This window comes from Enterobacter sp. kpr-6 (assembly GCF_900116015.1).
GTDB lineage: Bacteria > Pseudomonadota > Gammaproteobacteria > Enterobacterales > Enterobacteriaceae > Enterobacter_D.
In genome coordinates, this window is sequence record NZ_FOYH01000002.1 from 325375 (window position 1) to 351561 (window position 26187).

Below are 26187 nucleotides of genomic sequence, written 5' to 3' on the forward strand. Positions count from 1 at the left end.
CTGGCAGAATTATTTACGCTGAGAAAGGGGTTATCCCCAGAAATTTTTCTTATTTAACATTTGTCAAGTCGGGGTATGAAAGTTTTATGGCAGCCGGTGACACTTTTTTGACAAGCATTGATTTTATGTAACTGTTTGAATTTTAATAAATATAAGAAAAAGCCGGGTTTCGCATCAATTCATGCCGAAGCCGCGTATTCTCTCGCTTCTCACGCGTTTTCTAACTCTAATGCACAAGGTTATCCACAGGAATAGTGGATAACTCCCGCCAGCCTACAGCCCCTGCCGCTCAGCAGTTTTCGTGTTTTGCCCTCATCCGTGCCCACAAAAAATTTTTATCACTAAAAATGAGTGATTTTCTCCTGGTGATGCCGGGTTTAACGGTGCGATTACGTGCCCTTTTAGCGCTTTCACTGCACCATATAGCGTCTGGCAGGCACTGACAAAGTGCAGCCGCATTTTTGCGCTGCGCGCCTGTGAGGAAAACTGGCACATTTTTTTCATCCTGCTCCTAAAAAGCGTGCGTTTACCGCATATGGCAAGCCTTTTGCAGCATCCCTTTTACAGAATTGTTCTGTATCGGGGCACAAAAAAGGAGGCATCCGATGTTGAGTTTACGTGCGGTAAATCAGTATTACGGCGACCAGCATACGTTGTGGAATGTCGATTTAGATTTAGTACCCGGAACCTGTACCTGCGTGATGGGCCTGCAGGGCATGGGGAAAACCACGCTGGTGAACTGTATTACCGGCAACCTGCCCATTGCGAGCGGCAGTATCGTCTGGCAGGACGCCGACGCGCCGCCGCTGGATCTGCTGAAGGTCAATCCCGTGCAGCGGGCGTCGATGGGGATTGGCTATGTGCCGCAGGACCGGCGGATCTTTTCCCAGTTGTCGGTCGAGGAAAATCTGCATATCGCGATGCTGGCAGGCGGCGCGCCGGGCTGCGCGGTGACCCCGGCGATTTACGATCTGTTTCCGGAGCTTTATATGCTGCGCACGAAGAAAGGCGCGGCGTTATCGGAAGACCATCAGTATCAACTGGCGATGGCCCGCGCGCTGGTGACGCAGCCGCGTTTGTTGATCCTTGACGAGCCGACGCGGGGACAGAGCCTGGCTTTTATTCAAAAACTGGGGAGTTTACTGGTGCGGCTGAATCAGGATCTCGGCCTGACCCTGCTGCTGGCTGAACAGCATTTGTCGTTGATCCGCCGTGTCGCCCACCGGTTTTGCCTGCTGCACCGGGGGCGAAACGTGGCCCAGGGCGATGTTAATCAGCTGGACACGCAACTGCTGTCCCACTGGATGTCGCCGGATTTAGCAGGCTGAGATCGAGATAATGACCGTTTTGCTGCGTAAGCGGCGCGTGCTCAAGCCAGGGGATTTCCCCAAGACACGGGGCTGGCAACACGCGTCGCAACGTCGCCAGATATTCGTGGTGACGCAACCCCGGCGGCACAACATCATTGGCGATCCAGCCCGCCAGCCGCAGCCCCGCCGACTCTACTGCCTGTGCGGTAAGCAGCGCGTGGTTGATACAGCCGAGCTTCACGCCAACCACTAAAATCACCGGTAATTTTTCTGCCGTCACCCAGTCGGCAAACGACAGCGTTTCCGAAAGGGGCGTAAACCAGCCCCCTGCCCCTTCAACCAGTACCCAGTCGGCAGCCTCTTCAAGCTGGCGTAGCCCGGACGAAAGCACCGTTGCGTCAATCGGCTGGTTAAGCGCGGCGCTGACGATGTGCGGCGAGGTCGGCTCCTCAAAAGTGTAGGGATTGACCGCCGCGTAATCGAGCGCCACCGCAGCGTTGTGCTGTAGCGCTAACGCATCGCTGTTGCGCAGCCCCTGCGCTGTCCATTCGCTGCCGGAGGCCACCGGCTTGTAGCCAGCGGTGCGAAAACCGCGCGCATTCGCCGCCTGCAAAAGGGCACAACTGGCGAGGGTTTTTCCCACTTCGGTATCCGTTCCGGTTACAAAATAGCGTTCAGTCACGTTCAATAATTCCCCAAAAAAGATGATAGGTCAGCGGGCATTTTCCCTCACGCTGCGGCCAGGCCAGCTGCACGCGCTGCAACTGGCTGCGGGTGAGCGGCGCGCGCTGGCGACCCGCATGCAGATGCGTGGCCCCGATGCCCTTGAGCGAGCGCATAGCGCTTTGCGCATCGGTAAAATCAAGGGTGATCGGCACAATTCCGCCGCGTCCACCCAACATCTGTACGGTATCGGCTAAGTGTTGCGCGGGTAAAAAACGATTGGCATGTGGGTGAGCGTCCACCGCCTGCCAGGCCTGATTCAGTTCCGGCAACGATCCCGCTGCAAGCGTGGTAAAGGCCACCGCGCCACCGGGACGGACGACGCGGGAAAGCTCGTTCAGCGCCTGGTGCAGATCATCGCACCACTGCACCGCCAGGTTGCTCCACGCCAGGTCGAACTGCGCGTTTTCAAACGGCAGCGCTTCGATATCCGCCAGCACGTACTGGTGCGCGGCCTGCTGGCGCTGCGCCTCGGCGAGCATCGGCGCGCTGAGATCAAGCGCGGTCACGTGACTCCCCTGCTCGCGCCAGTAGTGGCTGAGCGTACCCGGCCCGCACCCGGCGTCGAGCACGTTTGCCGCATGCCGTTCGCCAAGCCTTGCCAGCAGCAGCCCGGCGCTTTGCATCTGTAACTCCGCATGGTTACTGTAGCTCCGGGCAGCGCGGCCAAAGGCGGCGGCGATGGCCCCTTTATTCACCGGCGTCATCAAGGACCTCCAGCAGACGATCGACGTCCTGCTCCTCGTGCGCCGCCGTAAGCGTAATACGCAGACGCGCGGTGCCGGGCGGGACGGTCGGCGGGCGGATTGCGGTGACCCAGCACCCCGCCTGGCGTAACCATTCAGCGAGACGCAGCGCCCGGTCGTTATCCCCGACAATCAGCGGCTGAATGGCACTTTGCGAGGCGGTCACACGCGTGCCCGCGCCCCGGCGGAATCGCCCGATAAGCGCGGCCAGTTTTTCCCGCCGCTGCTCGCCCTCGCCGCTGTTGATGACCTTCAGTGACGCACTGAGCGCCATCGCCTGGGCGGGCGGCATCAAGGTGCTGTAGATCAGATGGCGGGCAAACTGCAACAGATAGTCAGCGACGGCTTCACTGCACAGCACCGCCGCGCCGCTGACGCCCACGCCTTTGCCAAAAGTGACGATCAGTAATTCCGGCGCGATGCCCTGCGCGTGGCAGCTTCCGCGCCCGCCCGGTCCGGTGACGCCGATCCCGTGCGCGTCATCCACCAGCAGCCAGCCGCTGGCCTCACGCGTGGCGCGGGCGATCTCCACCAGCGGTGCGCTGTCGCCGTCCATGCTGAACACGCCTTCGGTGACCACCAGTTGTTGCCCGTTGAGCGGAGACGCAAGCAGCGTGCGCAGATGCGCGGCGTCGTTATGCGCAAAACGCCGCAGTTGCGCCGGGCTGTGGCTGGCGGCTTCAAGCAGCGACGCGTGGCTGAGTTTGTCGGCCACAATGCGGTCGTATTTGCCCGTCAGGGCGGCGATCACCGCCTGATTCGCGGCAAAGCCGGAGATAAACAGCAGCGCGCGCGGATAACCCAGCCAGTCGGCCAGTTCCGCCTCCAGCGCGTGATGCGCGGTGGTGTAGCCGCTGACGTGCCCGGAACCGCCGCTGCCAACGCCAAAGCGATCCGCCCCCGTTTGCCAGGCGCGAATCACCTCAGGATGATGGCTCAGACCGAGATAATCGTTCGACGAGAAGTTGCAAAAGCGCTTCCCGTCCTGGAACAAATAACGCCCGGCACCCTGCTCCACCACCCGCCGCGAACGCAGAGCGCTGGCGGCGCGCCGTTCGTCGAGCGCGCGATCGATGCGTGCCTGCCAGCTCATACCGCCGCCGCGTTGTAATACTGGTCGGTATCGGCGTTCGCAATCTGCCGCGCCAGATGCTGTTGCTGTTCGTTATCGCCGTTTTCAACTGCCGTTTGCTCCGGGTTCAGGCCGAGTTTGCGGAACAGCTGGACGTCTTTGTCCTCTTCCGGGTTTGGCGTGGTGAGCAGTTTGCAGCCGTAGAAAATGGAGTTGGCCCCGGCCATAAAGCACATCGCCTGCGTCTGCTCGTTCATCTGCTCGCGCCCGGCGGAGAGGCGCACGAACGAGGTTGGCATCATGATGCGCGCCACGGCGATGGTGCGGATAAAATCAAACGCGTCCACGTCGTCGTTGTCGGCCAGCGGTGTGCCTTTCACTTTCACCAGCATGTTGATCGGCACGCTCTCCGGCGGAGTCGGCAGATTCGCCAGTTGCAGCAGCAGGCCCGCACGGTCGGTGACCGTTTCGCCCAGCCCGACGATGCCGCCGGAGCAGACTTTGATGCCCGCCTCGCGCACTTTGCCCAACGTATCGAGACGTTCCTGATAGGTGCGGGTGGTGATGATGTTGCCGTAAAATTCCGGCGAGGTATCGAGGTTGTGGTTGTAGTAATCCAGCCCCGCCGAGGCCAGGCGCTGCGCCTGAGACTCATCGAGCGTGCCGAGGGTCATGCAGGCTTCCAGTCCCATCTCCTTCACGCCCTGCACCATCTGCTCAAGGTACGGCATATCGCGCTCGTGCGGGTTCTTCCACGCGGCACCCATGCAAAAACGGGTCGATCCGGCGTTCTTCGCTTTGCGCGCCGATTCCAGCACCTGCTCCACTTCCATCAGGCGCTCCGTTTCCAGCCCGGTTTTGTAGCGCGAGCTTTGCGGACAGTATTTGCAGTCTTCCGGGCAGGCCCCGGTTTTGATCGATAACAGCGTGCTGACCTGCACATGGCGCGGATCGAAATGCTGGCGGTGCACGGTCTGCGCCTCGAACAGCAGATCCAGCAGCGGTTTATTGAAAAGTTCGGTGACTTGCGACAGTGTCCAGCGTGCGTGGTGAGCCATGGGGGCATCTCCAAAAGGTTTTGTTAATTTTTGGTTCGGTGTAGACTCGTAAACCTAAATGTTTTCAAAATGGTTTACAAGTCGATTATGACCCAGGACGATCTCGCCTTTGACAAGCGCCATATCTGGCATCCCTATACGTCTATGACTTCACCGCTGCCGGTCTATCCGGTGCAATCCGCTCACGGCTGCGAACTGCAACTGGCGACGGGCGAGCGGCTGGTGGACGGCATGTCGTCCTGGTGGGCGGCGATCCACGGCTACAATCACCCGCATCTCAACGCAGCGATGAAAGCGCAAATTGATGAGATGGCGCACGTGATGTTTGGCGGCATTACCCATCAGCCCGCCGTGGATCTCTGCCGTCGTCTGGTGGCGATGACCCCGGCGGCGTTGGAGTGCGTGTTCCTGGCGGATTCCGGCTCGGTGGCCGTGGAAGTGGCGATGAAAATGGCGTTGCAGTACTGGCAGGCGAAAGGTGAACCCCGCCAGCGTTTTCTCACCTTCCGCAACGGCTACCACGGCGACACCTTCGGCGCGATGTCGGTGTGCGATCCCGACAACTCCATGCACAGCCTGTGGAAGGGCTATCTGCCGGAAAACCTGTTTGCGCCTGCGCCACAAAGCCGTTTTGACGGCGAATGGGACGAGCACGATATGGTCGCCTTTGCCCGCCTGATGGCGGCGCATCGCCATGAGATTGCCGCCGTGATCCTCGAACCGATTGTTCAGGGTGCGGGCGGAATGCGCATGTACCACCCGGAGTGGCTTAAACGCATCCGTAAAATGTGCGATCGGGAAGGGATTTTGCTGATAGCCGATGAAATTGCCACCGGCTTCGGGCGCACCGGGAAGCTGTTTGCCTGCGAACATGCGGGCATCACGCCGGATATTCTCTGTCTGGGCAAAGCGCTGACCGGCGGCACCATGACGCTCTCCGCGACCCTGACCACGCGCGAGGTGGCCGATACCATCAGTAACGGCGAAGCGGGCTGCTTTATGCACGGGCCGACGTTTATGGGGAATCCGCTGGCCTGCGCGGTGGCGAGCGCCAGTCTGGAACTGTTGGAGCGCGGTGACTGGCAGACGCAGGTGCCAGCAATTGAAACCCAGTTACGTTCTGAATTGTTGCCGTTAAACGCGCTGGAGAGCGTGGCGGATGTGCGAGTCCTGGGCGCAATTGGGGTGATCGAAACCCGGCAGCCGGTCAATATGGCGGCGCTGCAACGCTTCTTTGTTGAACAGGGCGTGTGGGTCCGCCCATTTGGACGGTTGATCTACCTGATGCCGCCGTTTGTCATTACGCCTGAAGAGCTCTCCCGTCTCACCCGCGCGGTGTCGGCGGCAGTGCGCATTCCCGCACATTTTGCCGACTGACAGGCGGCCAACTGAGGCTATGCTGATAACGTTTTACCTATCCATATCAAGACAGGAGCGAGGATGAAAATTATCAGTCAGGATTTGCGCGAGGGTGAAAAACTCCCGCACCGCCATGTGTTTAACGGCATGGGCTACGATGGCGACAATATTTCACCGCATCTGGCCTGGGATGACGTGCCTGCCGGAACGAAAAGTTTTGTCGTCACCTGCTACGATCCCGATGCGCCGACCGGCTCCGGCTGGTGGCACTGGATTGTGGCAAATTTACCCGCCGATACCCGCGTGCTGCCGCAAGGCTCCGGTTCGTCGCTGGTCGCCCTGCCCGAAGGAGCCATTGAGACGCGCACCGATTTCGGTAAAGCGGGCTACGGCGGCGCGGCACCGCCGAAAGGGGAAACTCACCGCTACATCTTCACTGTGCATGCGCTGGATGTGGAACGGATTGAGGTCGATGAAAACGCCAGCGGCGCGATGGTCGGCTTTAACGTCCATTTTCACTCCCTTGACCGCGCATCCATCACTGCGATGTTCAGCTAAATATTCATAATATTGAAGCCGATTTAAACAATCGGCTTCCCGTTTCGCTCAACTTAGTATAAAAAAGCAGGCTTCTAAGGAATTCACTTTAACCTGTTAAGCCTGGAGCACCTCTTGAACACATTTTCGGTTTCCCGTCTGACGCTGGCACTGGCTTTTGGCGTGACACTGACTGCATGCAGCTCAACGCCACCGGACCAGCTTCCTTCCACACAAACTGCGCCTGGCACCGCCGCGCGCCCGGTTCTGTCTGGTAATGAAGCGCAGAATTTTGTGCAGACGCACTACTTTGCGTCGAAAGATGCCAATGCCGCCCCATGGAATCCGTCCGCGATTCGCCTGCCTGCGCAGCCGAATTTCGTTGTCGGCCCGGCGGGTGGTCAGGGTGTGACGCACACCACCATTCAGGCTGCGGTTGATGCCGCCATCAATAAACACACCAGCGAGCGTCAGTACATCGCCATCCAGCCGGGTGAATATGAAGGCACGGTATATGTTCCGGCCGCACCGGGCAGCGTGACTATTTATGGTCTGGGCGAGAAAGCCATTGATGTGAAAATTGGTCTGGCCATCGATTCTGAAATTGACGGCACCACCTGGCGTCGCCTGGTCAACCCGGCCGGGAAATATATGCCTGGCAAACCCGCCTGGTACATGTTCGACTCCTGCCAGAGCAAGCGTAGCGCGACAGTGGGCGTGATGTGCTCAGCGGTATTCTGGTCGCAAAACAACGGTCTGCAATTGCAGAACCTGACCATCCAGAACAGCCTCGGCGACAGCGTCGATGCGGGGAATCACCAGGCGGTGGCGCTGCGCAGCGATGGTGATAAAGTGCAGCTTAACAAGGTTAACCTGCTTGGCCGTCAGAACACCTTCTTCGTGACCAACAGCAGCGTGGATAACACCCTGCGTAACGATCGCCAGACCCGCACGCTGGTAACTGACAGCTATGTTGAAGGCGACGTGGATCTGGTCGCTGGTCGCGGCGCGGTGGTCTTTGATAAGACCGATTTCCGCGTAGTGAACTCGCGCACTCAGCAGGAAGGCTACGTGTTTGCCCCGGCAACGCTGGCGAACGTCTACTATGGCTTCCTCGCAGTGAACAGCACCTTTACCGCTGCCGGTGACGGTGTGGCGCAACTGGGTCGTTCACTGGATGTGGATTCAGCGACTAACGGTCAGGTTGTGATCCGCGACAGCATGATCAACGAAGGCTTTAACATGGCGAAACCATGGGGTGCAGCAGCAGGTAGCCAGCGCGCGTTTGCCGGGAATACCGGTTCGGTGGACGATAAAGGAAACGTGACGCGTGACCTGAACGACGCCAGCTTTAACCGTATGTGGGAGTTCAACAACCGCGGCGTAGGCAGCCAGGTTGTGGCAGAGCCGAAGAAGTAATTTTTTAGGTTCACCCTCACCCCGGCCCTCTCCCTCAGGGAGAGGGAGAAAAGCATCACCCTCACTCCGACTCTCTGACTGAGTGAGAGGGGGAAAGCAACACCCTCACTCCGACTCTCTCGTTGAGGGATAGGGGGAAAAGCAAGCCCTCACCCCGAGCTCGATCTGTTCCCTCTCCCTCAGGGAAAGGGTTAGGGTGAGGGTGACCTTTTTAGTACGCGTTCACCACCACCCACATCGGGCCTTCGCCTACCGCATAACGTCCCTTCTCTTCTAACAGCCCCTGCACGCCCTGAATTTCATACAGCGCGATATGGTGCGATTTCTGTCCGGCTGCAATCAGGAACTTACCGCTGTGATCAACGTTAAAGCCGCGCGGCTGCGTTTCGGTCGGCTGATGGCCTTCCACTGCCAGCACGCTGCCATCTTCGGAGACGCTGAAGACGGTGATTACGCTCGCCGTGCGGTCGCAGGCGTAGAGATGGCGTCCGTCCGGGGTGATGTGGATATCGGCCGCCCAGCGGGTGTCCATGAATCCGGCAGGCATCATATCCAGCGTCTGCACGCATTCGATCTGCCCGTGCGGGTTGCTCAGTTGCCAGACGTCCACGCTGCTGTTCAGTTCGTTCACGCAGTAGGCGTACTGTTCATTCGGATGGAAAGCAATGTGACGCGGACCGGCACCTTCCACGGTGGTCACTTCGCCCGGCTCCTGCGCGGTCAGCTTGCCGTCATTGCCCAGGGTAAACAGGCAGATACGGTCCTGCTTCAGGGCGGGGACCCACAGTGTGCGGTTGTCCGGGGAGATATTCGCCGAGTGGCAGCCTTCCAGCCCTTCAACCACTTCTACCGTTTCACCCGGTAAACCGTCATCCAGACGCGTCACGCTCACACAGCCTGCGTTATAGGAACCGCTGAACAGGAAACGCCCGCTGTGGTCGGTGGAAATGTGCGTCGGGCTGCCCGGCAGTGGCGCTTCGGCGGTGAAGGTCAGCGCGCCATCTTCCGGAGAGATACGGTAGGCCAGCACGCGAAACTCCGGGCGCACGCCAACGTAGAGAAAGCGCTTGTCCGGGCTTACGACCATCGGCTGCACCTGGCCTGGCACATCAACGACCTGAACCAGCGTCAGCGTGCCTTCCGGGTTCAGACGCCAGACGTGGATTTGCTGGCTTTCCGGGCTGGCGGTATAAACGGTTTGTTTCATGAATACTCCTTTCATCACAAAGCGGTGAAGTAAAATACCAGGATAGTCTTTTTTAACGGTGAATGCTGAGTTTCTGCGCGCGGATTTTGCCCGACGCCCCGACGGGTGTACCATTCCGCCAGTAAAATTCTCACTTACTATGGAATACGACATGACCCCGCGAGTTATTGCTCTGGATTTAGACGGCACCCTGCTGACCCCCGCCAAAACCCTGTTACCCGCTTCACTTAACGCACTGGCTCGCGCAAAAGAGGCCGGGTTTTTGCCGGTCATTGTTACTGGTCGGCATCATGTTGCTATTCATCCTTTTTATCAGGCACTGGCTCTCGATACACCTGCAATTTGTTGTAATGGCACTTATTCGTATGATTATCATGCAAAAAAGGTCATTGAATCCGATCCGCTGCCGGTTGATCAGGCGCTGCAACTCATTGAGCTGCTCAATGAGCATAACGTTCACGCGCTGATGTATGTGGACGAAGCGATGGTTTACGAACAGCCGACCGGTCATGTGTTGCGCACCCGCGACTGGTCGCTGCGACTGCCGGTTGCCCAGCGTCCGACCTTTACTCAGGTGGATTCGCTGGCGCAGACGGCGACAGAAGTAAACGCCATCTGGAAATTTGCGCTGACCGATGAAAACAGCGATAAACTCAACGCTTTTGCCCTGCACGTGGAGCAGACGCTGGGGCTGGAGTGCGAGCGTTCCTGGCACGATCAGGTGGATATCGCCCGTCGCGGCAACAGCAAAGGGATGCGGCTGGCGCAGTGGGTCGCCTCACAGGGAATGACCATGCAGGACGTGGTGGCCTTTGGTGATAACTTTAATGATATCAGTATGCTGGAAGCGGCCGGCACCGGCGTGGCGATGGGCAATGCCGAAGAAGCGGTAAAAGCCCGCGCGGATGTGGTGATCGGCGACAACACCACCGATGCCATCGCCGACTATCTGTACAGCCATTTGTTGTGATCAGGCGGTAATCGATACGCTTTTGATTTGCGCGTACAGCCACAGGCCGGGTTTGATGCCGAGTTCATCCCTGGCCCAGGGGCTGATGCGCGCCCACAGCGTGCGCCCACCGACATCCAGTTGCACTTCCACCTGCCCGTTATCATCCAGACACTGCACCACTTTCGCCCGCAGCACGTTACGGATGCTGCTGTTCACCGGCGGCTGGAGCACCAGCGACACATCCGTGGCCTGAATGCGAATGCGCAGCGCGGTGTGCTGCGGCAGGTCCTGCCTGTTCACCCACAGATGCTGATCGCCGAGCGCCAGCGCAGTCATCGCATAATGAGGGTGATGTTCCAGAATGCTCACCGTGAGCACGCTGCTTTGCTGATCGGCGGGCAGCCACGGGTTCATCACCCGGCTTCCCCAGACCGCTTCCAGCGTACCAAAAGCTTTGACCTCGCCCGCTTCCAGCACCATCACTTTGTCTGCCAGATGGAGAATTTCATCCAGCGAATGACTGACATAGAGCATCGGAATGTTGATTTCACGCGCCAGCCGTTGCAGGTAAGGCAGCAGTTCACGCTTGCGGGGGATATCCAGCGAGGCCAGCGGCTCGTCGAGTAGTAACAGTTCCGGGGCGGTGAGCAGCGCCCGGCCAATTGCCACGCGCTGTTTTTCGCCGCCGGAGAGACTTCCCGGCAGACGTTCAAGCAGGTGTTCAATGCCGAGCAGCGCCACCAGCTTGTCAAACTGCCCGGCCATGCTTTTCGCCATTCCGTAGCGCAGATTGCCGCGCACTTTGTAGTGCGGGAACAGGCGCGCATCCTGAAAGACGTAGCCGATGCGCCGCTTTTCCGGCGGCAGGCAGATGCCCTTTTCCGCGTCGTTCAGCACCCGGTCATTGAGTACGATGCGCCCCTGCTGCGGGCGCGTCAGGCCGCTGATGGCGTTGATAAGCGAGGTTTTACCCGCCCCGGAGACGCCAAATATCGCGGTAATGCCGCGCGCGGGCAGCGTTTCATCAACGCGTAAACAGTGATCGCCCAGCGTCTGGCTGAAATGAAGTTCCAGCATGGTTATCTCCCCGTCCGTTCGCGGCTAAGGCGCGCCAGCCACTCGGAGACCAGCAGTGAAATCAGCGCCAGCACAATGGAAATGATGCACAGCCGTGCCGCCGCGCTTTCGCCGCCGGGGGTCTGGATCAGGGTATACATGGCGGAGGGAATGGTGCGGGTTTCGCCGGGAATATTGGAAACGAAGGTAATGGTCGCGCCGAATTCGCCCAGCGAGCGGGCAAAGGCCAGCACGGTGCCGACGATAATGCCCGGCAGCGTCAACGGCAGCGTAATGGTGCAAAACACCCGCCAGCGCCCTGCCCCGAGCGTACGCGCTGCCTGTTCGAGCCTGAGATCGACGCCCTCAAGACCGAGGCGGATCGCCCGCACCATCAGCGGGAATGACATCACCGCCGCCGCCAGAACCGCGCCGCGCCAGCTAAAGGCAAAGGTGATGCCGAACGTGTCATACAGCCAGCCGCCAATCACCCCGCGTCGCCCCATGGCGATCAGCAGCAGGTAGCCCACCACCACCGGCGGTAACACCAGCGGGAGATGCAGCAGGCTGTCGAGCAGCGCTTTGCCCGGAAAGGTGCAGCGCACCAGCAGCCAGGCGAAGAAGATCCCAAAGGGCAAACTGAACAGCACTGCCAGGGATGAGACTTTCAGGCTGAGAAAAACAGCCTGCCATTCAGGATCGGTCAATATCATTCGTGCGTCGTAAATCCATAACGTTTAAAGATTTCGGAAGCCTGCGGGCCTTTCAAGTATTCATAAAACGCGCTTACCGTTGCGTTTTTATGCCCCTCAACTATCGCCAGCGGGTATTCCACTTTTTTGTGTGAATCTTCCGGGAAGGTGCCAACCACTTTTACGCCTTTGCTGGCGACCGCATCGGAACCGTAAACGATGCCGAGCGGGGCTTCGCTGCGCTCAACTAACGCCAGTGCGCCGCGCACATCTTCCGCCGGAGCCAGGGCAGGCGACAGCGTATCCCAGGCACCCAGTTTTTGTAACGCTTCTTTGGCATAAATCCCCGCCGGAACGTGTTCCGGGTCGCCCACCGCCAGACGTCCACCGTTTAACAGGCGGGTCCAGTTGGTTTTCTCGTTAATGGTGATATCGCCCTGCGCGCTGCTTTTGGGAGCGACCACCACCAGACTGTTGCCGAGCAGCGTCTCACGACTAGCGGTATCGATACTTTTTTTCTCCACCGCGTAATCCATCCACTTCTGGTCGGCTGAGATAAAAAGATCCGCAGGCGCACCCGCTTCGATCTGACGCGCGAGGGTGGAAGAAGACGCAAACGAGGAGACGACCTCAACGTTTTTCTCTTTTTTATACTGAGTGGCAATGTCCTGCATCGCGTTGGTCAGCGAGGCGGCGGCGAATACGGTGATTTTCGCGTTGTCGGCCAGCGCGTATCCGCTGAGGGAAAGGGAGAGTACTGCGCCTGCCAGCAGGCGTAATGAATGACGTGCCATGATGTTCTCCGAAGTTGCGTTATATACTTTTTAATATAACGACAAGTCGAAGCGTTTCACAGGGTTAATTGCTACCGCTTAAGAGTTAACGACCGGTGGGAAAGAAAATGAGGAGGCAAAAAGCAAAACGCCCGCATAAGGCGGGCGCTGTAAAAATCAGTGTGACTGTCTGGATTTGTCTTTGTGGCCAATGCCAGAAAAAACGTTAAAGACTTCACCGAGGCCATAGATCAGACCGAGGATGACAGCCATGACCACAGGTACCATGATGACCGCGAATGCCAGGCTTTTGAGTAATTCGAACATGGTGGACTCCAGATAAAGTGAAGCGGGTATTCTAACCGGATCACACAAAAACACACGCCCCTTTTGTGCGATGCAGATTGCGTGGCGGGCAGATTCCTTCACAATAGCCTTTTTGCCAGGAGCTTGATATGCAGGCCGAAATCCTTCTTACCCTTAAGCTTTCCGGGCGGCTGTTTGCCGATCCACGCCGTATTTCTCTGCTTAAACAAATAGCCGAAACCGGCTCAATAAGCCAGGGCGCGAAGAATGCCGGGATCAGCTATAAAAGCGCCTGGGATGCGATCAACGAAATGAATCAACTGAGCGAGCAGACGCTGGTGGAGCGCGCCACGGGCGGCAAAGGCGGCGGCGGCGCGATCCTGACCCGTTACGGTCAGCGCCTGATCGAACTCCATGATCTGCTGGCGCAAATTCAGCAAAAAGCCTTCGATGTGTTAAGCCATGACGACACCCTGCCCTTAGACAGCCTGCTGGCGGCGATTTCCCGCTTTTCCCTGCAAACCAGCGCGCGTAATCAGTGGTTCGGCACCATTACCCGCCGCGACCACCAGCAGGTTCAGCAGCACGTGGATGTGTTACTCAACGACGGCACTACCCGCCTGACGGTGGCGATCACAGCGCAAAGCGGCGAACGGCTCGGCCTTGATGAAGGCAAAGAAGTGCTGGTGTTGCTGAAAGCACCGTGGGTAAACGTGACGCAGGACCCCACTGTGGCTGCGCACGCCGATAACCAGCTTGCCGCCACCGTCACCCATATTGAACGCGGCGAAGCGCAGTGCGAAGTGCTGATGCGGCTCGCCGACGGGCAAACGCTGTGCGCCACCCTGCCGGTTGATGAGGCGAACGATTTAGAAGAAAACAGTGAAGTGATCGCCTATTTTGACGCCGATAAGCTGATTATCGCGACCTTATGCTAAGAGATTGACATTCGCCCGGTCAGCACGTATTTCTGTGGATCACTGCTGCAAAAAACGGGATACAACATGTCAGTATTGCATATTTCGCAAGGCACGTTTCGTCTTAGCGATACCCGCACCTTACAGGTGGCTGAACTTCGCTTAAATGCGGGCGAGAGCTGGGCCTTTGTGGGGACGAACGGAAGTGGAAAATCGGCGCTGGCCCGCGCCCTCGCAGGCGAGTTAACGCTGCTCAAGGGCGAACGCCACTGCCCGCTCACCCGCGTCACGCGTCTGTCTTTCGAACAGCTACAAAAGCTGGTGAGCGATGAGTGGCAGCGCAACAACACCGATTTACAGGGCCCAGGCGAGGACGATACCGGGCGCACGACCGCTGAAATCATCCAGGATGAGATTAACGATCCCGCCCGCTGCGCTGAACTTGCCGCGCAGTTCGGCATCAGCGGCCTGCTTGATCGCCGCTTTAAATACCTTTCAACGGGCGAAACCCGCAAAACCCTGCTCTGCCAGGCGCTGATGTCGCAGCCTGAACTGCTGATCCTCGATGAGCCTTTCGACGGGCTGGACGTCGCCTCGCGCCGTCAGCTTGCGGAGATGCTGGAAAGCCTCAACGCGCAGGGGATCACACTTGCGCTGGTGCTTAACCGCTTCGATGAGATCCCGGATTTTGTGCAGTACGCGGGCGTGCTGGTGGATTGCACGCTGACAGAAACCGGCGAAAAATCAGCCCTGCTGCAACAGGCGTTAATTGCGCAACTGGCACACAGTGAGCGCCTCGCGGGGATTGCGCTGCCGGAACCGGATGCACCGTCGGCCCGCCACTCTCTGCCCGCCGACGCGCCGCGCATTGTGCTCAACGATGGCGTGGTGTCCTATAACGATCGGGCGATCATCGATCACCTGAGCTGGACGGTAAATCCCGGTGAACACTGGCAGATTGTCGGCCCTAACGGGGCGGGAAAATCGACGCTGCTGAATCTGATTACCGGCGATCATCCGCAGGGCTACAGCAACGATTTAACGCTGTTTGGCGTGCGGCGCGGCAGCGGAGAAACCATCTGGGATATTAAAAAACACATCGGCTATGTCAGCAGCAGTCTGCATCTCGATTACCGGGTCAGCACCAATGTGCGCAACGTGATCCTGTCCGGCTATTTTGACTCCATCGGTATCTATCAGGCGGTGTCGGACAAGCAGCACAAACTTGCGCAGGCGTGGCTGGATATTCTGGGCTTTGATGCCCGCACTGCCGACGCGCCGTTTCACAGCCTCTCCTGGGGACAGCAGCGGCTGGCGCTGATCGTACGTGCGCTGGTGAAGCACCCGACGCTGTTAATTCTCGATGAGCCTTTGCAGGGGCTGGACCCGCTGAACCGCCAGCTTGTGCGCCGCTTTGTCGATGTGCTGATTAGCGAAGGCGAAACCCAGCTACTGTTTGTCTCGCATCACGCCGAAGATGCGCCCGCCTGCATTACGCACCGGCTGGAGTTTGTCCCCAATGGCGAGACGTATCGCTACCAGCTTGATCGCCTCAGTTAACCGCCCCATGTAACAGGCCCGGCATCCTGGCCGGGCACTTTCAGACTTTTAGCAACAGCGCTCACTTATCTTATTGATTTATCATGCTCTCTTCCCGCTATGCTGGCGGGAAAACGCGGAGTGTAAACGATTCCACTCTTTTAGCGCATGTCACAGTTTTGCCTTCTTTGATATGCTATCTTTATTTCATAACATACGCCTAATGGAGTGCATCATGCGAGTTCTGGTAACAGGTGGTAGCGGTTACATTGGCAGTCATACCTGTGTTCAACTGCTGCAAAGCGGTCACGACGTCATTATTCTCGACAACTTGTGTAACAGTAAGCGCAGCGTGCTGCCGGTGCTGGAACGCCTCGGCGGGAAATCTGCCACCTTTATCGAAGGCGACATTCGTAACGAAGCATTGATGACGGAAATCCTGCACGATCACGCCATTGATACCGTGATCCACTTTGCCGGTCTGAAAGCCGTCGGCGAATCAGTCGCCAGGCCGCTCGAATACTATGACAACAACGTCAACGGCACCCTGCGGTTAATCAGCGCCATGCGTGCGGCCAACGTCAAAAATTTCATCTTTAGCTCGTCGGCTACCGTCTACGGCGATCAGCCAAAAATCCCTTACGCCGAAAGTTTCCCGACCGGGACGCCGCAAAGTCCCTACGGCAAAAGCAAGCTGATGGTTGAGCAAATTCTTACCGACCTGCAAATAGCGCAGCCGGACTGGAGCATCGCCCTGCTGCGCTACTTCAATCCGGTAGGTGCCCATCCGTCAGGCGACATGGGCGAAGATCCGCAGGGCATCCCGAACAATTTGATGCCGTACATCGCACAGGTCGCGGTGGGCCGCCGGGAATCGCTGGCGATTTTCGGTAACGACTACCCTACGGAAGATGGCACTGGCGTGCGCGATTATATTCACGTCATGGATCTGGCCGACGGTCACGTCGCTGCGATGCAACAGTTAGCAGGCAAAGCCGGGGTGCACATTTATAACCTCGGCGCGGGCGTAGGCCACAGCGTACTCGACGTGGTTAACGCGTTCAGCAAAGCCTGCGGCAAACCGGTGAGCTACCATTTTGCCCCGCGCCGCGAGGGGGATTTACCGGCTTACTGGGCCGACGCCAGCCGCGCTGACAAAGAACTGAACTGGCGGGTTACCCGCACGCTTGAAGAGATGGCAGAAGATACCTGGCGCTGGCAGTCCCGCCACCCGCAGGGTTATGCAGATTAAGGACTTGTGATGACGCAATTTAATCCGGTCGATCACCCGCATCGCCGTTACAACCCCCTCACCGGGCAATGGATTTTAGTTTCACCGCACCGCGCCAAACGTCCGTGGCAGGGCGCACAGGAAACCGCGTCGCAGGAAAAACTGCCTGCGCACGATCCTGACTGCTTCCTGTGTCCCGGTAATACCCGCGTGACGGGCGACAAAAACCCGCAGTACACCGGCACGTTCGTCTTTACTAACGACTTTGCCGCACTGATGAGCGACACCCCGGACGCGCCGGAAAGCGACGATCCGCTGATGCGTTCCCAGAGCGCGCGCGGCGTCAGCCGGGTGATCTGCTTCTCGCCGGATCACAGCAAAACGCTGCCGGAATTAAGCCTCGACGCCCTGACCGACGTGGTTAAAACCTGGCAGGCGCAAACCGCCGATCTGGGCCAGACTTACCCCTGGGTGCAGGTGTTTGAAAACAAAGGCGCGGCGATGGGCTGCTCCAACCCGCATCCGCACGGCCAGGTCTGGGCGAACAGTTTTCTGCCCAATGAAGTCGAGCGCGAAGATCGTCTGCAAAAAGCGTATTTCGCCGAGCAGGGTTCACCAATGCTGCTTGATTACGTGAAGCGCGAGCAGGCCGACGGCAGCCGCACGGTGGTGGAAACCGAGCACTGGCTCGCCGTGGTGCCTTACTGGGCGGCGTGGCCGTTTGAAACACTGCTGCTGCCGAAAGCCCACGTTCTGCGCATCACCGATCTCAGCGATGAGCAGCAAAGCGATCTGGCCCTGTGCCTGAAGAAATTAACCAGCCGTTACGACAACCTGTTCCAGTGCTCATTCCCCTACTCAATGGGCTGGCACGGCGCGCCGTTTAACGGTGAAGAGAATTCACACTGGCAGTTGCACGCGCATTTCTATCCGCCGCTGCTGCGCTCCGCCACCGTGCGTAAGTTTATGGTCGGCTATGAAATGCTGGCAGAAACGCAGCGCGATCTGACGGCGGAACAAGCCGCTGAGCGTCTGCGCGCGGTCAGTGATATTCATTTTCGCGAATCTGGAGTCTGATAATGAGTCTGAAAGAAAAAACACAATCTCTGTTTGCTGAAAAGTTCGGTTACCCTGCAACGCACACGATTCAGGCTCCGGGCCGCGTGAATCTCATTGGTGAACACACCGATTACAACGACGGTTTTGTGCTGCCCTGCGCCATTGATTACCAGACGGTCATTAGCGCAGCAACGCGCCCTGACCGTACAGTGCGCGTCATTGCCGCCGATTACGATAATCAGATCGACGAATTTTCTCTTGATGCGCCGATTCTCGCTCACGACAGCCAGCAGTGGTCAAACTATGTGCGTGGCGTGGTGAAACACCTGCAACAGCGCGACAACAGCTTTGGTGGCGCGGATCTGGTGATTAGCGGCAACGTGCCGCAGGGTGCGGGACTGAGTTCTTCCGCCTCGCTGGAAGTGGCGGTCGGTACCCTGTTCCAGCAGCTTTATCATCTGCCCCTCGATGGCGCGCAGATTGCGCTTAACGGGCAGGAAGCGGAAAACCAGTTCGTCGGCTGCAACTGCGGCATTATGGATCAACTGATTTCCGCGCTTGGCAAAGAGGGTCATGCCCTGCTGCTTGACTGCCGCACCCTCGGCACCAAAGCGGTGTCCATGCCGGAAGGTGTGGCAGTGATCATCATCAACAGTAATTTCAAGCGCACGCTGGTCGGCAGCGAATACAACACCCGCCGCGAGCAGTGCGAAATCGGCGCGCGTTTCTTCCAGCAGCCTGCCCTGCGTGACGTGACCCTTGAGCAGTTCAACGCCGTGGCGCATGAACTCGATCCGGTGGTGGTGAAACGCGTGCGTCACGTGCTGACTGAAAATGCCCGTACCGTGGAAGCCGCCAGCGCGCTGGAAAAAGGCGATCTCAAACGCATGGGCGAACTGATGGCTGAATCACACGCGTCAATGCGCGATGATTTCGAAATCACCGTGCCGCAAATCGATACCCTGGTTGAGATTGTGAAAGCGACGATTGGCGATAAAGGCGGCGTGCGCATGACCGGCGGCGGCTTCGGTGGCTGCATCGTGGCGCTGGTACCGGAAGCGCTGGTGCCAGACGTGAAAGCGGCGGTGGAAGCGCAGTACGAAGCGAAAACCGGCATCAAAGAAACGTTCTACGTGTGCAAAGCATCTCAGGGGGCCGGACAGTGCTAAACGAAACACCTGCGCTGGCCCCGGACGGGCTGGCATACCGACTGATTACCCTGCGTAACGGCGCGGGGATGGTGGTCACACTGATGGACTGGGGCGCAACGCTGCTCTCTGCGCGTGTGCCCCTGCCCGACGGCTCCGTGCGTGAAACCCTGCTCGGCTGCCGCACGCCGCAGACATACCAGGAGCAAACGGCCTATTTCGGCGCGTCGATAGGACGCTATGCGAACCGCATCGCCGCCAGTCGTTTTACCCTCGACGGCACCGAATACACCCTGCTGCCAAGCCAGGGCGAAAACCAGCTGCACGGCGGCCCGCAAGGGTTTGATAAGCGCCGCTGGCGTATCGCCCGTCAGAATGACCGCGAAGTGCTGTTTACTATCGACTCGCTGGACGGCGATCAGGGCTTCCCGGGTAATGTTAACGCCAGCGCCCTATTCCGTCTGACCGATGATAATCGCATCAGCATTGAGTATCGTGCGACCACAGATAAACCCTGTCCGGTGAATCTGACCAATCACGCCTACTTTAATCTCGACGGTGAACAGGGTGATGTGCGTCAACATACGCTGCAACTGCTGGCGGATGAGTATCTGCCGGTTGGTGAAGATGGCATTCCGACGGCCGGACTGAAAAGCGTGGCGCAGACCAGCTTTGATTTCCGCACGCCGAAAACGCTGGCGCAGGATTTCCTTGCGGACGACGATCAGAAGAAGGTCAATGGCTACGATCACGCGTTTTTGTTGCAGACCAAAGGCGATGTGTCGCAACCGGCAGCGCAGCTGTGGGCCAGCGATAAAAAGCTCAAAATGACCGTTTACACTACCGCGCCGGCGTTGCAGTTCTATTCGGGGAATTTCCTTGAAGGCACACCGTCACGCGAGCTACAGCCTTATTCCGCCTGGCAGGGTCTGGCGCTGGAAAGCGAATTTTTACCGGACAGCCCGAATCACCCGGAATGGCCACAGCCGGACTGCATTCTGCGCCCCGGCGATGAATACGTGAGCGTGACCGAATACCAGTTTATTCCCGCGTAAATTCTCGCCTCTCAAAGCCTCCTGACGGAGGCTTTTTTATTCATCCTGCTGAAATAACCGCCGTTTGCCGACAAAATCATAACCCCTGGTTCACATACACCTTACACTGGGCGACTATTTTCGCTATGGTTAAGGTTAAGCGTTGCCGCTGGCCTCGTCACGGCAATATAATGAGAATTGTTATCATTCAATCAGTTTTTGGAGGAGTAAGAGTATGGCTGTTACTAAGCTGGTTCTGGTTCGTCATGGCGAAAGCCAGTGGAACAACGAAAACCGCTTTACCGGTTGGTACGATGTTGACCTGTCCGAAAAAGGCGTCAGCGAAGCAAAAGCGGCAGGTAAACTGCTTAAAGCCGAAGGCTTCAGCTTTGATTTTGCTTACACTTCAGTTCTGAAACGTGCCATCCACACCCTGTGGAACGTGCTTGACGAGCTTGACCAGGCCTGGCTGCCGGTTGAGAAATCCTGGAAACTGAACGAACGCCATTACGGTGCGTTGCAGGGTCTGAACAAAGCGGAAACCGCTGAGAAATACGGTGACGAGCAGGTTAAACAATGGCGTCGCGGCTTTGCAGTGACTCCGCCGGAGCTGACCAAAGACGACGAGCGCTTCCCGGGCCACGATCCGCGTTACGCGAAACTGACTGATAAAGAGCTGCCGACCACCGAAAGCCTGGCGCTGACCATCGAACGTGTGATCCCGTTCTGGAACGAATCCATTCTGCCGCGCATGAAGTCTGGCGAGCGTGTGATCGTTGCCGCTCACGGTAACTCCCTGCGTGCGCTGGTGAAATTCCTTGATGACATGAGCGAAGATGAAATTCTTGAGCTGAACATTCCGACCGGCGTGCCGCTGGTGTATGAATTTGACGAGAACTTCAAGCCGCTGAAACGCTACTACCTGGGCAACGCCGACGAAATCGCCGCGAAAGCCGCAGCGGTCGCAAACCAGGGTAAAGCGAAGTAATTTTTCGCTGCCATAAAAAAAGCGCGGACACTTCCGCGCTTTTTTATTGCATCAAATTGGGTTAACCGCGGCGTGCTTTCACGGCATCCGCTAACTGGCGCAACAGGGCGTCTGTGTCATCCCAGCCGATACAAGCATCGGTAACGCTCTTGCCGTATACCAGCGGCTCACAGCTTTCCAGATTCTGATTGCCTTCGACCAGATGGCTTTCAATCATCACGCCGATAATCGCCTTCTCGCCGCCTGCCACCTGCTGGCAAACATCTGCACCTACGTCCATCTGCTTTTTAAACTGCTTGCTGGAGTTGGCATGGCTGAAGTCGATCATCACCTGCGGTGCCAGGCCCGCTTTTTCCAGACCGGTTTTCACGTCTGCCACATGTTTCGCGCTGTAGTTTGGCTCTTTGCCGCCGCGCAAAATGATATGGCAGTCGCCGTTGCCGCTGGTGTTTACAATGGCAGAGTGGCCCCACTTGGTGACCGACAGGAAGCAGTGCGGCGCACCGGCAGCGTTAATGGCGTCGATAGCCACTTTAATGGTGCCGTCTGTACCATTTTTAAAACCAACCGGGCATGACAAACCGGACGCGAGTTCACGGTGCACCTGCGACTCAGTAGTACGCGCGCCGATGGCACCCCAGCTCATTAAGTCTGCCAGATACTGCGGGGTGATCATGTCGAGGAACTCGCCCGCTGCAGGCAATCCGCTGTCGTTGATGTCCAGCAGCAGTTTGCGCGCGATGCGCAGGCCATCGTTGATCTGGAAACTGTTATCCATGTGCGGATCGTTAATCAGCCCTTTCCAGCCCACAGTAGTACGCGGTTTCTCAAAATAAACCCGCATAACGATTTCCAGTTCACCTTTTAACGCTTCGCGAAGCGCGAGCAGGCGGGACGCATACTCTTTAGCGGCCAGCGGATCGTGAATCGAGCACGGGCCAATCACCACCAGCAGGCGGTCATCGTTGCCATTGAGGATTTTATGGATTGCCTTACGGGCATGGGAAACAGTGTTTGCCGCCGTTTCGGTGGCCGGGAATTTTTCAAGAAGCGCTACCGGAGGGAGCAACTCGTTAATTTCTTTAATACGCAAATCGTCGTTCTGATAATTCATGGGGATTCCAGCTTTGCCATACTGATATAAAGGATTGCAATCCCCCCAATCTATCTTGTCAGTCAGAAAGTGTAAACGGGCTTTTACAGTTGATACGGATAATTCCTGAAAACCCGCAAAAGAGCGTCGTCAGGTAGCGAACGTCGAGATACTGGCTAGACTTTTTAAATGTAAACACTTTGTTTTTGAATTTTAGCCAGATACCACTCTGCCTTACCGGTTGGATTTGGCATCTTTAACCACTGAGCGAAGAATCTGATTCGCATCTGCACTGTTGGATGACTAATTCAACGTAATGACGAGAACAGGAGCAACATGATGAAAATGAATAAATTAGCCACTCTTTTTCTGACGACCACATTAACGCTGGCGAGCGGCGCGGCGCTTGCAGCCGATTCTACATCACAGACCAATAATGGCGGCGCGAATGCAGCGGCGGACGCGGGCCAGATGGCACCGGACGCGCATCAGAATGTTATGCCGAAAAACACTGACGGTTCTGATGTCAACAGCGGCAGCACCAATGCGGCAGGCGGCACAATGCTGCATCCGAGCAACCCTGACTCTGCTACCAGCGCGAACACCAGTGCATCTGGTGACACGATGAGCAAAGATGACATCCACAAAAATTCCCAGTGTAAAGACGGGAAATGTCCGGATATCAATGAGAAAGTGCAGACCGGTGACGGCATCAACAACGATACCAACACCAAAACTGATGGTACTTCTCAGTAATAGCACGTCATCCTGATCGCTAAGGGGAGCTTCGGCTCCCCTTACTTTTTCCTGCCGAAAACCAAAAAATCTGCAATGATGTAAAGCGCTGATAACGCATAAAAACGGACTAGTCATGGCGCACACGCACTCACATTCTCACTCAACTCCTCCCGCCTCCGGTGATAACAACGCCCGCCGCCTGCTTTTCGCTTTTGGCGTAACGGCGATTTTTATGCTGGTGGAAATTATTGGTGGCCTCGTCTCCGGTTCGCTGGCCTTACTGGCCGATGCGGGTCATATGTTTACTGATGCCGCCGCGCTGCTTTTCGCCCTGCTGGCGGTCAATTTTTCCCGTAGACCCCCCAGCGGCAGACATACATTTGGCTGGATGCGCCTGACCACACTTGCGGCTTTCGTCAATGCTCTCGCGCTGGTGGTGATCACGATATTCATCGTCTGGGAAGCGATTATTCGCTTCCGGCATCCGCAGCCGGTGGGCGGGATCACCATGATGATCATCGCTATTGCCGGGCTGATTGCCAACCTTCTGGCTTTCTGGATTTTGCATCGGGGTAGTGAAGAGAACAACCTAAATGTCCGCGCCGCTGCGCTGCACGTGCTGGGCGATCTTCTTGGTTCAGTCGGAGCGATTATTGCGGCGGTAGTGATTCTGGTGACCGGCTGGACGCCCGTAGATCCGATTCTTTCGGTACTGGTCTCCTGCCTGGTGCTGCGTAGCGCATGGCAGTTGCTGCGTGAAAGCGTTAATGAATTGCTGGAGGGTGCGCCGATGGCGCTGGATATTACGGCGTTAAAACGGCACCTGCGCCGTGAAGTCCCGGAAGTGCGTGATGCGCATCATATCCACGTCTGGCTGGTGGGTGAGAAGACCGTCATGACGCTGCATGTGCAGGTGATCCCGCCCCACGATCATGATGCCCTGCTGGGGCGCATTCAGCATTTCCTCGCCCATCATTATGATATTGAACATGCGACCGTGCAGATGGAGTATCAGCCCTGCAATGGCCCGGACTGCCTGTTAAACGCGCAGCCGTCCGGGCATGTACATCATCACCATTAATTCGACAGCGCGCGTGAGCCTCGATCGCGGGCGCTGCTCATCCACATCCTGCTGCCGTTAAGGGCGATAAATGTCAGGATCAGATATTCCAGTGCCATGGCATAGACGCCCTGCAAGGTAAAGATCGCCACGCTAATTACGTTAATCACCACCCACAACAGCCAGTTTTCGACGTATTTGCGCGTCATCAGGATCATTGCCACAATCGACAGCACCATCATGCAGGAATCCCAGAAAGGATAAGCGTCAGGCTGGAGATCCGGCATCGTCACGTTAAGGCCGATGCTTTGCATTACCGAAACGGCAATACGGGTTAAGAAGGCAAAGACCGGATTGATCCACACCGTCATCAGGCCGATGGCGATAACACAGACCGCAAGCCAGGCAAGCGCTTTAGGGAGCGGTAGCCAGCGGATCTGTAACGCCGCTTCGTTTTGCGACGTTTGTCGTGACCAGGCGTACCAGCCGTATATGTTTGCGGCGAAGAAAAAAAGCTGCAAAAGCAGGCTGGCATAAAGCTGGATCTGGAAGAAAATGATCGCAAAGAGCGTGACGTTGACTAAACCGAACGCGTAGTTAACGATTTTTTCCAGACTGGCGAGCCAGATACAGAGTAATCCGGCGATCGTTCCGATTGCTTCAATCCATGATAAATCATAGCCACCCGTGCCAATCGGAATATGCACCAGGATGTTTTGCGTGCTAAAAAAATCCATCTTATCCTCAACTCATTGTTTACTTAGAAAACGTCCGTTAAGGATGTAGTGTAGCCGCAAAATCCAGCATCCGGTTTAACGGCTTTAACGCACCCTCTCGCAGCGCCTTATCAACATGAACCTCATGAGCTGCCCCGCCGCTCTCAAGGCTCTGTGCAATCGCCTGCAGGCCGTTCATTGCCATCCACGGACAGTGCGCACAGCTACGGCAGGTTGCCCCTTCGCCTGCGGTGGGTGCTTCCAGTAATTCTTTCTCCGGCACCGCCTGCTGCATCTTGTAGAAAATGCCGCGATCGGTCGCGACAATCAGTTGCTTATGCGGCAGGGTTTTCGCCGCATTGATCAACTGGCTGGTGGAACCGACGGCATCTGCCATATTAACCACCGCCTGCGGCGATTCAGGATGCACAAGAATAGCGGCATCCGGGTACAGACCTTTCATGCGGGCCAGTGCCTGCGTTTTAAACTCATCGTGAACGATACAGGCCCCCTGCCAGCACAACACATCGGCTCCGGTCTGTTTCTGCACATAATTGCCAAGATGACGATCGGGTGCCCAGATAATTTTCTCACCGAGACTGTCAAGATGCTCGATCAGCTCCACCGCGATGCTGGATGTCACCACCCAGTCGGCGCGCGCTTTGACGGCTGCTGAGGTATTGGCGTAAACCACCACCGTTCTGTCGGGGTGGGCATCACAAAAAGCATTGAACTCATCAATGGGGCAGCCGAGATCGAGCGAACATTCGGCGTTCAGCGTGGGCATCAGAATAGTTTTTTCGGGGCTGAGAATTTTGGCGGTTTCGCCCATAAAACGCACACCCGCCACCAGAAGCGTAGAGGCTGGGTGTTTCGCACCAAAGCGCGCCATCTCCAGTGAGTCCGAAATACAGCCACCCGTTTCTTCTGCAAGCTGCTGAATTTCAGGATCGGTGTAATAGTGCGCCACCATCACCGCATCACGCTCTTTTAGCAGACGCTTGATTTTTTCACGGTAAAACTGTTTTTCATCGGAGCTTAACGGCACCGGCTTCGGTGGAAAAGGATAAATGGCTGCTTCAGGATCAAACATTATGCTCATTTTGCAATCTCGTTTGGCTAGCTGAACGAATTACCCATTTTCAGGCTATTTTAAAGATAACGCCGGGATAATTGTTTTATATGCTAAACAAGATAGCGGAAAGCGTGAGAAATGTCGTGAGGAATTTAAAACTACAGATAGCAAAAAAGCGCCTTTAGGGCGCTTTTTCACATTGAGTGGTGGGTCGTGCAGGATGACTCGGCTTCGCCTCGCCCTACGGGCCGTTGCTGTTGCAACGTTATCCTTCACGTTTAACATCCTTAGCGGATATTAAATTGGTGGGTCGTGCAGGATTCGAACCTGCGACCAATTGATTAAAAGTCAACTGCTCTACCAACTGAGCTAACGACCC

At 57.0% G+C, this 26187-nt stretch carries 26 protein-coding genes and 1 tRNA gene; 14 read left to right on the plus strand and 13 right to left on the minus strand.

Going from position 1 to position 26187, the window contains the following annotated elements; all coding sequences use genetic code 11:
- Positions 1-605 precede the first annotated feature (605 nt).
- A complete protein-coding gene (locus tag BM373_RS06240; RefSeq protein WP_090460572.1) occupies positions 606-1328 on the plus strand; it encodes an ABC transporter ATP-binding protein in 723 nt (240 codons plus the stop codon).
- On the opposite strand, the gene bioD is transcribed toward BM373_RS06240, so the two are convergent.
- Genes bioD through bioB form a run of 4 tightly spaced genes read right to left on the minus strand, consistent with a single transcriptional unit; the run spans position 1270 to position 4909 of the window.
- Entirely contained in the window at positions 1270-1992 is a 723-nt protein-coding gene (bioD, locus tag BM373_RS06245; RefSeq protein ID WP_090460573.1) for a dethiobiotin synthase, read from the minus strand. The genes BM373_RS06240 and bioD overlap by 59 nt on opposite strands.
- The gene (bioC, locus tag BM373_RS06250; protein ID WP_090460574.1) at positions 1985-2740 is read right to left on the minus strand and encodes a malonyl-ACP O-methyltransferase BioC; all 756 of its coding nucleotides are present in this window, start codon (positions 2738-2740) and stop codon (positions 1985-1987) included. Before bioC ends, bioD begins: the two co-directional genes overlap by 8 nt.
- On the minus strand, positions 2724-3872 hold the full coding sequence (bioF, locus tag BM373_RS06255) for an 8-amino-7-oxononanoate synthase (RefSeq protein WP_090460575.1): 1149 nt from the start codon (positions 3870-3872) through the stop codon (positions 2724-2726). The genes bioC and bioF overlap by 17 nt, the downstream gene beginning before the upstream one ends.
- Positions 3869-4909 carry a biotin synthase BioB gene (gene bioB, locus BM373_RS06260; protein ID WP_090460576.1) on the minus strand — a complete coding sequence of 347 codons (1041 nt, stop codon included), beginning with the start codon at positions 4907-4909 and terminating at the stop codon, positions 3869-3871. The genes bioF and bioB overlap by 4 nt, the downstream gene beginning before the upstream one ends.
- A gap of 69 nt (positions 4910-4978) precedes the next feature.
- Here bioB and bioA point away from each other — a divergent pair, with 69 nt between their 5' ends.
- From bioA to BM373_RS06275, 3 genes are all read left to right on the plus strand, one after another.
- Complete coding sequence (gene bioA, locus BM373_RS06265; RefSeq protein ID WP_090460577.1) at positions 4979-6286, plus strand: adenosylmethionine--8-amino-7-oxononanoate transaminase; 1308 nt, start codon at positions 4979-4981, stop codon at positions 6284-6286.
- A 63-nt stretch (positions 6287-6349) separates the two neighbouring features.
- Positions 6350-6826 carry a kinase inhibitor gene (locus tag BM373_RS06270; protein WP_090460578.1) on the plus strand — a complete coding sequence of 159 codons (477 nt, stop codon included), beginning with the start codon at positions 6350-6352 and terminating at the stop codon, positions 6824-6826.
- A 114-nt stretch (positions 6827-6940) separates the two neighbouring features.
- Positions 6941-8224 carry a putative acyl-CoA thioester hydrolase gene (locus BM373_RS06275; protein WP_090460579.1) on the plus strand — a complete coding sequence of 428 codons (1284 nt, stop codon included), beginning with the start codon at positions 6941-6943 and terminating at the stop codon, positions 8222-8224.
- A 211-nt stretch (positions 8225-8435) separates the two neighbouring features.
- Here BM373_RS06275 and pgl read toward each other — a convergent pair whose 3' ends face one another.
- Positions 8436-9431, minus strand: a complete 996-nt coding sequence (pgl, locus tag BM373_RS06280; protein WP_090460580.1) for a 6-phosphogluconolactonase — start codon at positions 9429-9431, stop codon at positions 8436-8438.
- 151 nt (positions 9432-9582) lie between these two features.
- Between pgl and BM373_RS06285 the strand changes: the two genes are divergently transcribed.
- Entirely contained in the window at positions 9583-10401 is an 819-nt protein-coding gene (locus tag BM373_RS06285; protein WP_090460581.1) for a pyridoxal phosphatase, read from the plus strand.
- Here BM373_RS06285 and modC read toward each other — a convergent pair whose 3' ends face one another.
- From modC to BM373_RS06305, 4 genes are all read right to left on the minus strand, one after another.
- Positions 10402-11460 (minus strand): molybdenum ABC transporter ATP-binding protein ModC, encoded by a 1059-nt coding sequence (modC, locus tag BM373_RS06290; RefSeq protein WP_090460582.1) that lies wholly within the window; start codon positions 11458-11460, stop codon positions 10402-10404. It abuts the gene before it with no gap.
- A gap of 2 nt (positions 11461-11462) precedes the next feature.
- Complete coding sequence (gene modB / locus BM373_RS06295; protein WP_090460583.1) at positions 11463-12152, minus strand: molybdate ABC transporter permease subunit; 690 nt, start codon at positions 12150-12152, stop codon at positions 11463-11465.
- A complete protein-coding gene (gene modA / locus BM373_RS06300) occupies positions 12149-12925 on the minus strand; it encodes a molybdate ABC transporter substrate-binding protein (protein ID WP_090460584.1) in 777 nt (258 codons plus the stop codon). Before modA ends, modB begins: the two co-directional genes overlap by 4 nt.
- 156 nt (positions 12926-13081) lie before the next feature.
- Positions 13082-13231 carry an AcrZ family multidrug efflux pump-associated protein gene (locus BM373_RS06305; RefSeq protein ID WP_090460585.1) on the minus strand — a complete coding sequence of 50 codons (150 nt, stop codon included), beginning with the start codon at positions 13229-13231 and terminating at the stop codon, positions 13082-13084.
- Positions 13232-13359: 128 nt separating this feature from the next.
- Here BM373_RS06305 and modE point away from each other — a divergent pair, with 128 nt between their 5' ends.
- The 7 genes from modE to gpmA all read left to right on the plus strand — a co-directional run bounded on the left by modE (position 13360) and on the right by gpmA (position 21126).
- A complete protein-coding gene (gene modE, locus BM373_RS06310; RefSeq protein ID WP_090460586.1) occupies positions 13360-14148 on the plus strand; it encodes a molybdenum-dependent transcriptional regulator in 789 nt (262 codons plus the stop codon).
- A gap of 66 nt (positions 14149-14214) precedes the next feature.
- Entirely contained in the window at positions 14215-15687 is a 1473-nt protein-coding gene (modF, locus tag BM373_RS06315) for a molybdate ABC transporter ATP-binding protein ModF (RefSeq protein ID WP_090460587.1), read from the plus strand.
- A gap of 214 nt (positions 15688-15901) precedes the next feature.
- Positions 15902-16918, plus strand: coding sequence for a UDP-glucose 4-epimerase GalE (gene galE, locus BM373_RS06320; RefSeq protein ID WP_090460588.1), 1017 nt, complete (start codon positions 15902-15904; stop codon positions 16916-16918).
- A gap of 9 nt (positions 16919-16927) precedes the next feature.
- Entirely contained in the window at positions 16928-17974 is a 1047-nt protein-coding gene (gene galT / locus BM373_RS06325) for a galactose-1-phosphate uridylyltransferase (RefSeq protein ID WP_090460589.1), read from the plus strand.
- A gap of 2 nt (positions 17975-17976) precedes the next feature.
- Positions 17977-19125 carry a galactokinase gene (galK, locus tag BM373_RS06330; protein WP_090460590.1) on the plus strand — a complete coding sequence of 383 codons (1149 nt, stop codon included), beginning with the start codon at positions 17977-17979 and terminating at the stop codon, positions 19123-19125.
- Positions 19119-20159 (plus strand): galactose-1-epimerase, encoded by a 1041-nt coding sequence (gene galM, locus BM373_RS06335; protein ID WP_090460591.1) that lies wholly within the window; start codon positions 19119-19121, stop codon positions 20157-20159. Before galK ends, galM begins: the two co-directional genes overlap by 7 nt.
- A 214-nt stretch (positions 20160-20373) precedes the next feature.
- Entirely contained in the window at positions 20374-21126 is a 753-nt protein-coding gene (gene gpmA, locus BM373_RS06340; RefSeq protein WP_090460592.1) for a 2,3-diphosphoglycerate-dependent phosphoglycerate mutase, read from the plus strand.
- 61 nt (positions 21127-21187) lie between these two features.
- Here gpmA and aroG read toward each other — a convergent pair whose 3' ends face one another.
- Positions 21188-22240 (minus strand): 3-deoxy-7-phosphoheptulonate synthase AroG, encoded by a 1053-nt coding sequence (gene aroG, locus BM373_RS06345; RefSeq protein ID WP_090460593.1) that lies wholly within the window; start codon positions 22238-22240, stop codon positions 21188-21190.
- A gap of 318 nt (positions 22241-22558) precedes the next feature.
- Here aroG and BM373_RS06350 point away from each other — a divergent pair, with 318 nt between their 5' ends.
- Positions 22559-22975 (plus strand): protein YbgS, encoded by a 417-nt coding sequence (locus tag BM373_RS06350; RefSeq protein ID WP_090460594.1) that lies wholly within the window; start codon positions 22559-22561, stop codon positions 22973-22975.
- A 115-nt stretch (positions 22976-23090) separates the two neighbouring features.
- The gene (zitB, locus tag BM373_RS06355; RefSeq protein WP_090460595.1) at positions 23091-24038 is read left to right on the plus strand and encodes a CDF family zinc transporter ZitB; all 948 of its coding nucleotides are present in this window, start codon (positions 23091-23093) and stop codon (positions 24036-24038) included.
- Here the strand turns inward: zitB and pnuC are convergent.
- The 3 genes from pnuC to BM373_RS06370 all read right to left on the minus strand — a co-directional run bounded on the left by pnuC (position 24035) and on the right by BM373_RS06370 (position 26187).
- Positions 24035-24754, minus strand: a complete 720-nt coding sequence (gene pnuC / locus BM373_RS06360) for a nicotinamide riboside transporter PnuC (RefSeq protein WP_090460596.1) — start codon at positions 24752-24754, stop codon at positions 24035-24037. The two genes, zitB and pnuC, sit on opposite strands and share 4 nt — an antisense overlap.
- A gap of 37 nt (positions 24755-24791) precedes the next feature.
- Positions 24792-25835, minus strand: coding sequence for a quinolinate synthase NadA (nadA, locus tag BM373_RS06365; RefSeq protein WP_090460597.1), 1044 nt, complete (start codon positions 25833-25835; stop codon positions 24792-24794).
- Positions 25836-26111: 276 nt separating this feature from the next.
- Positions 26112-26187 (minus strand) — tRNA-Lys (locus BM373_RS06370).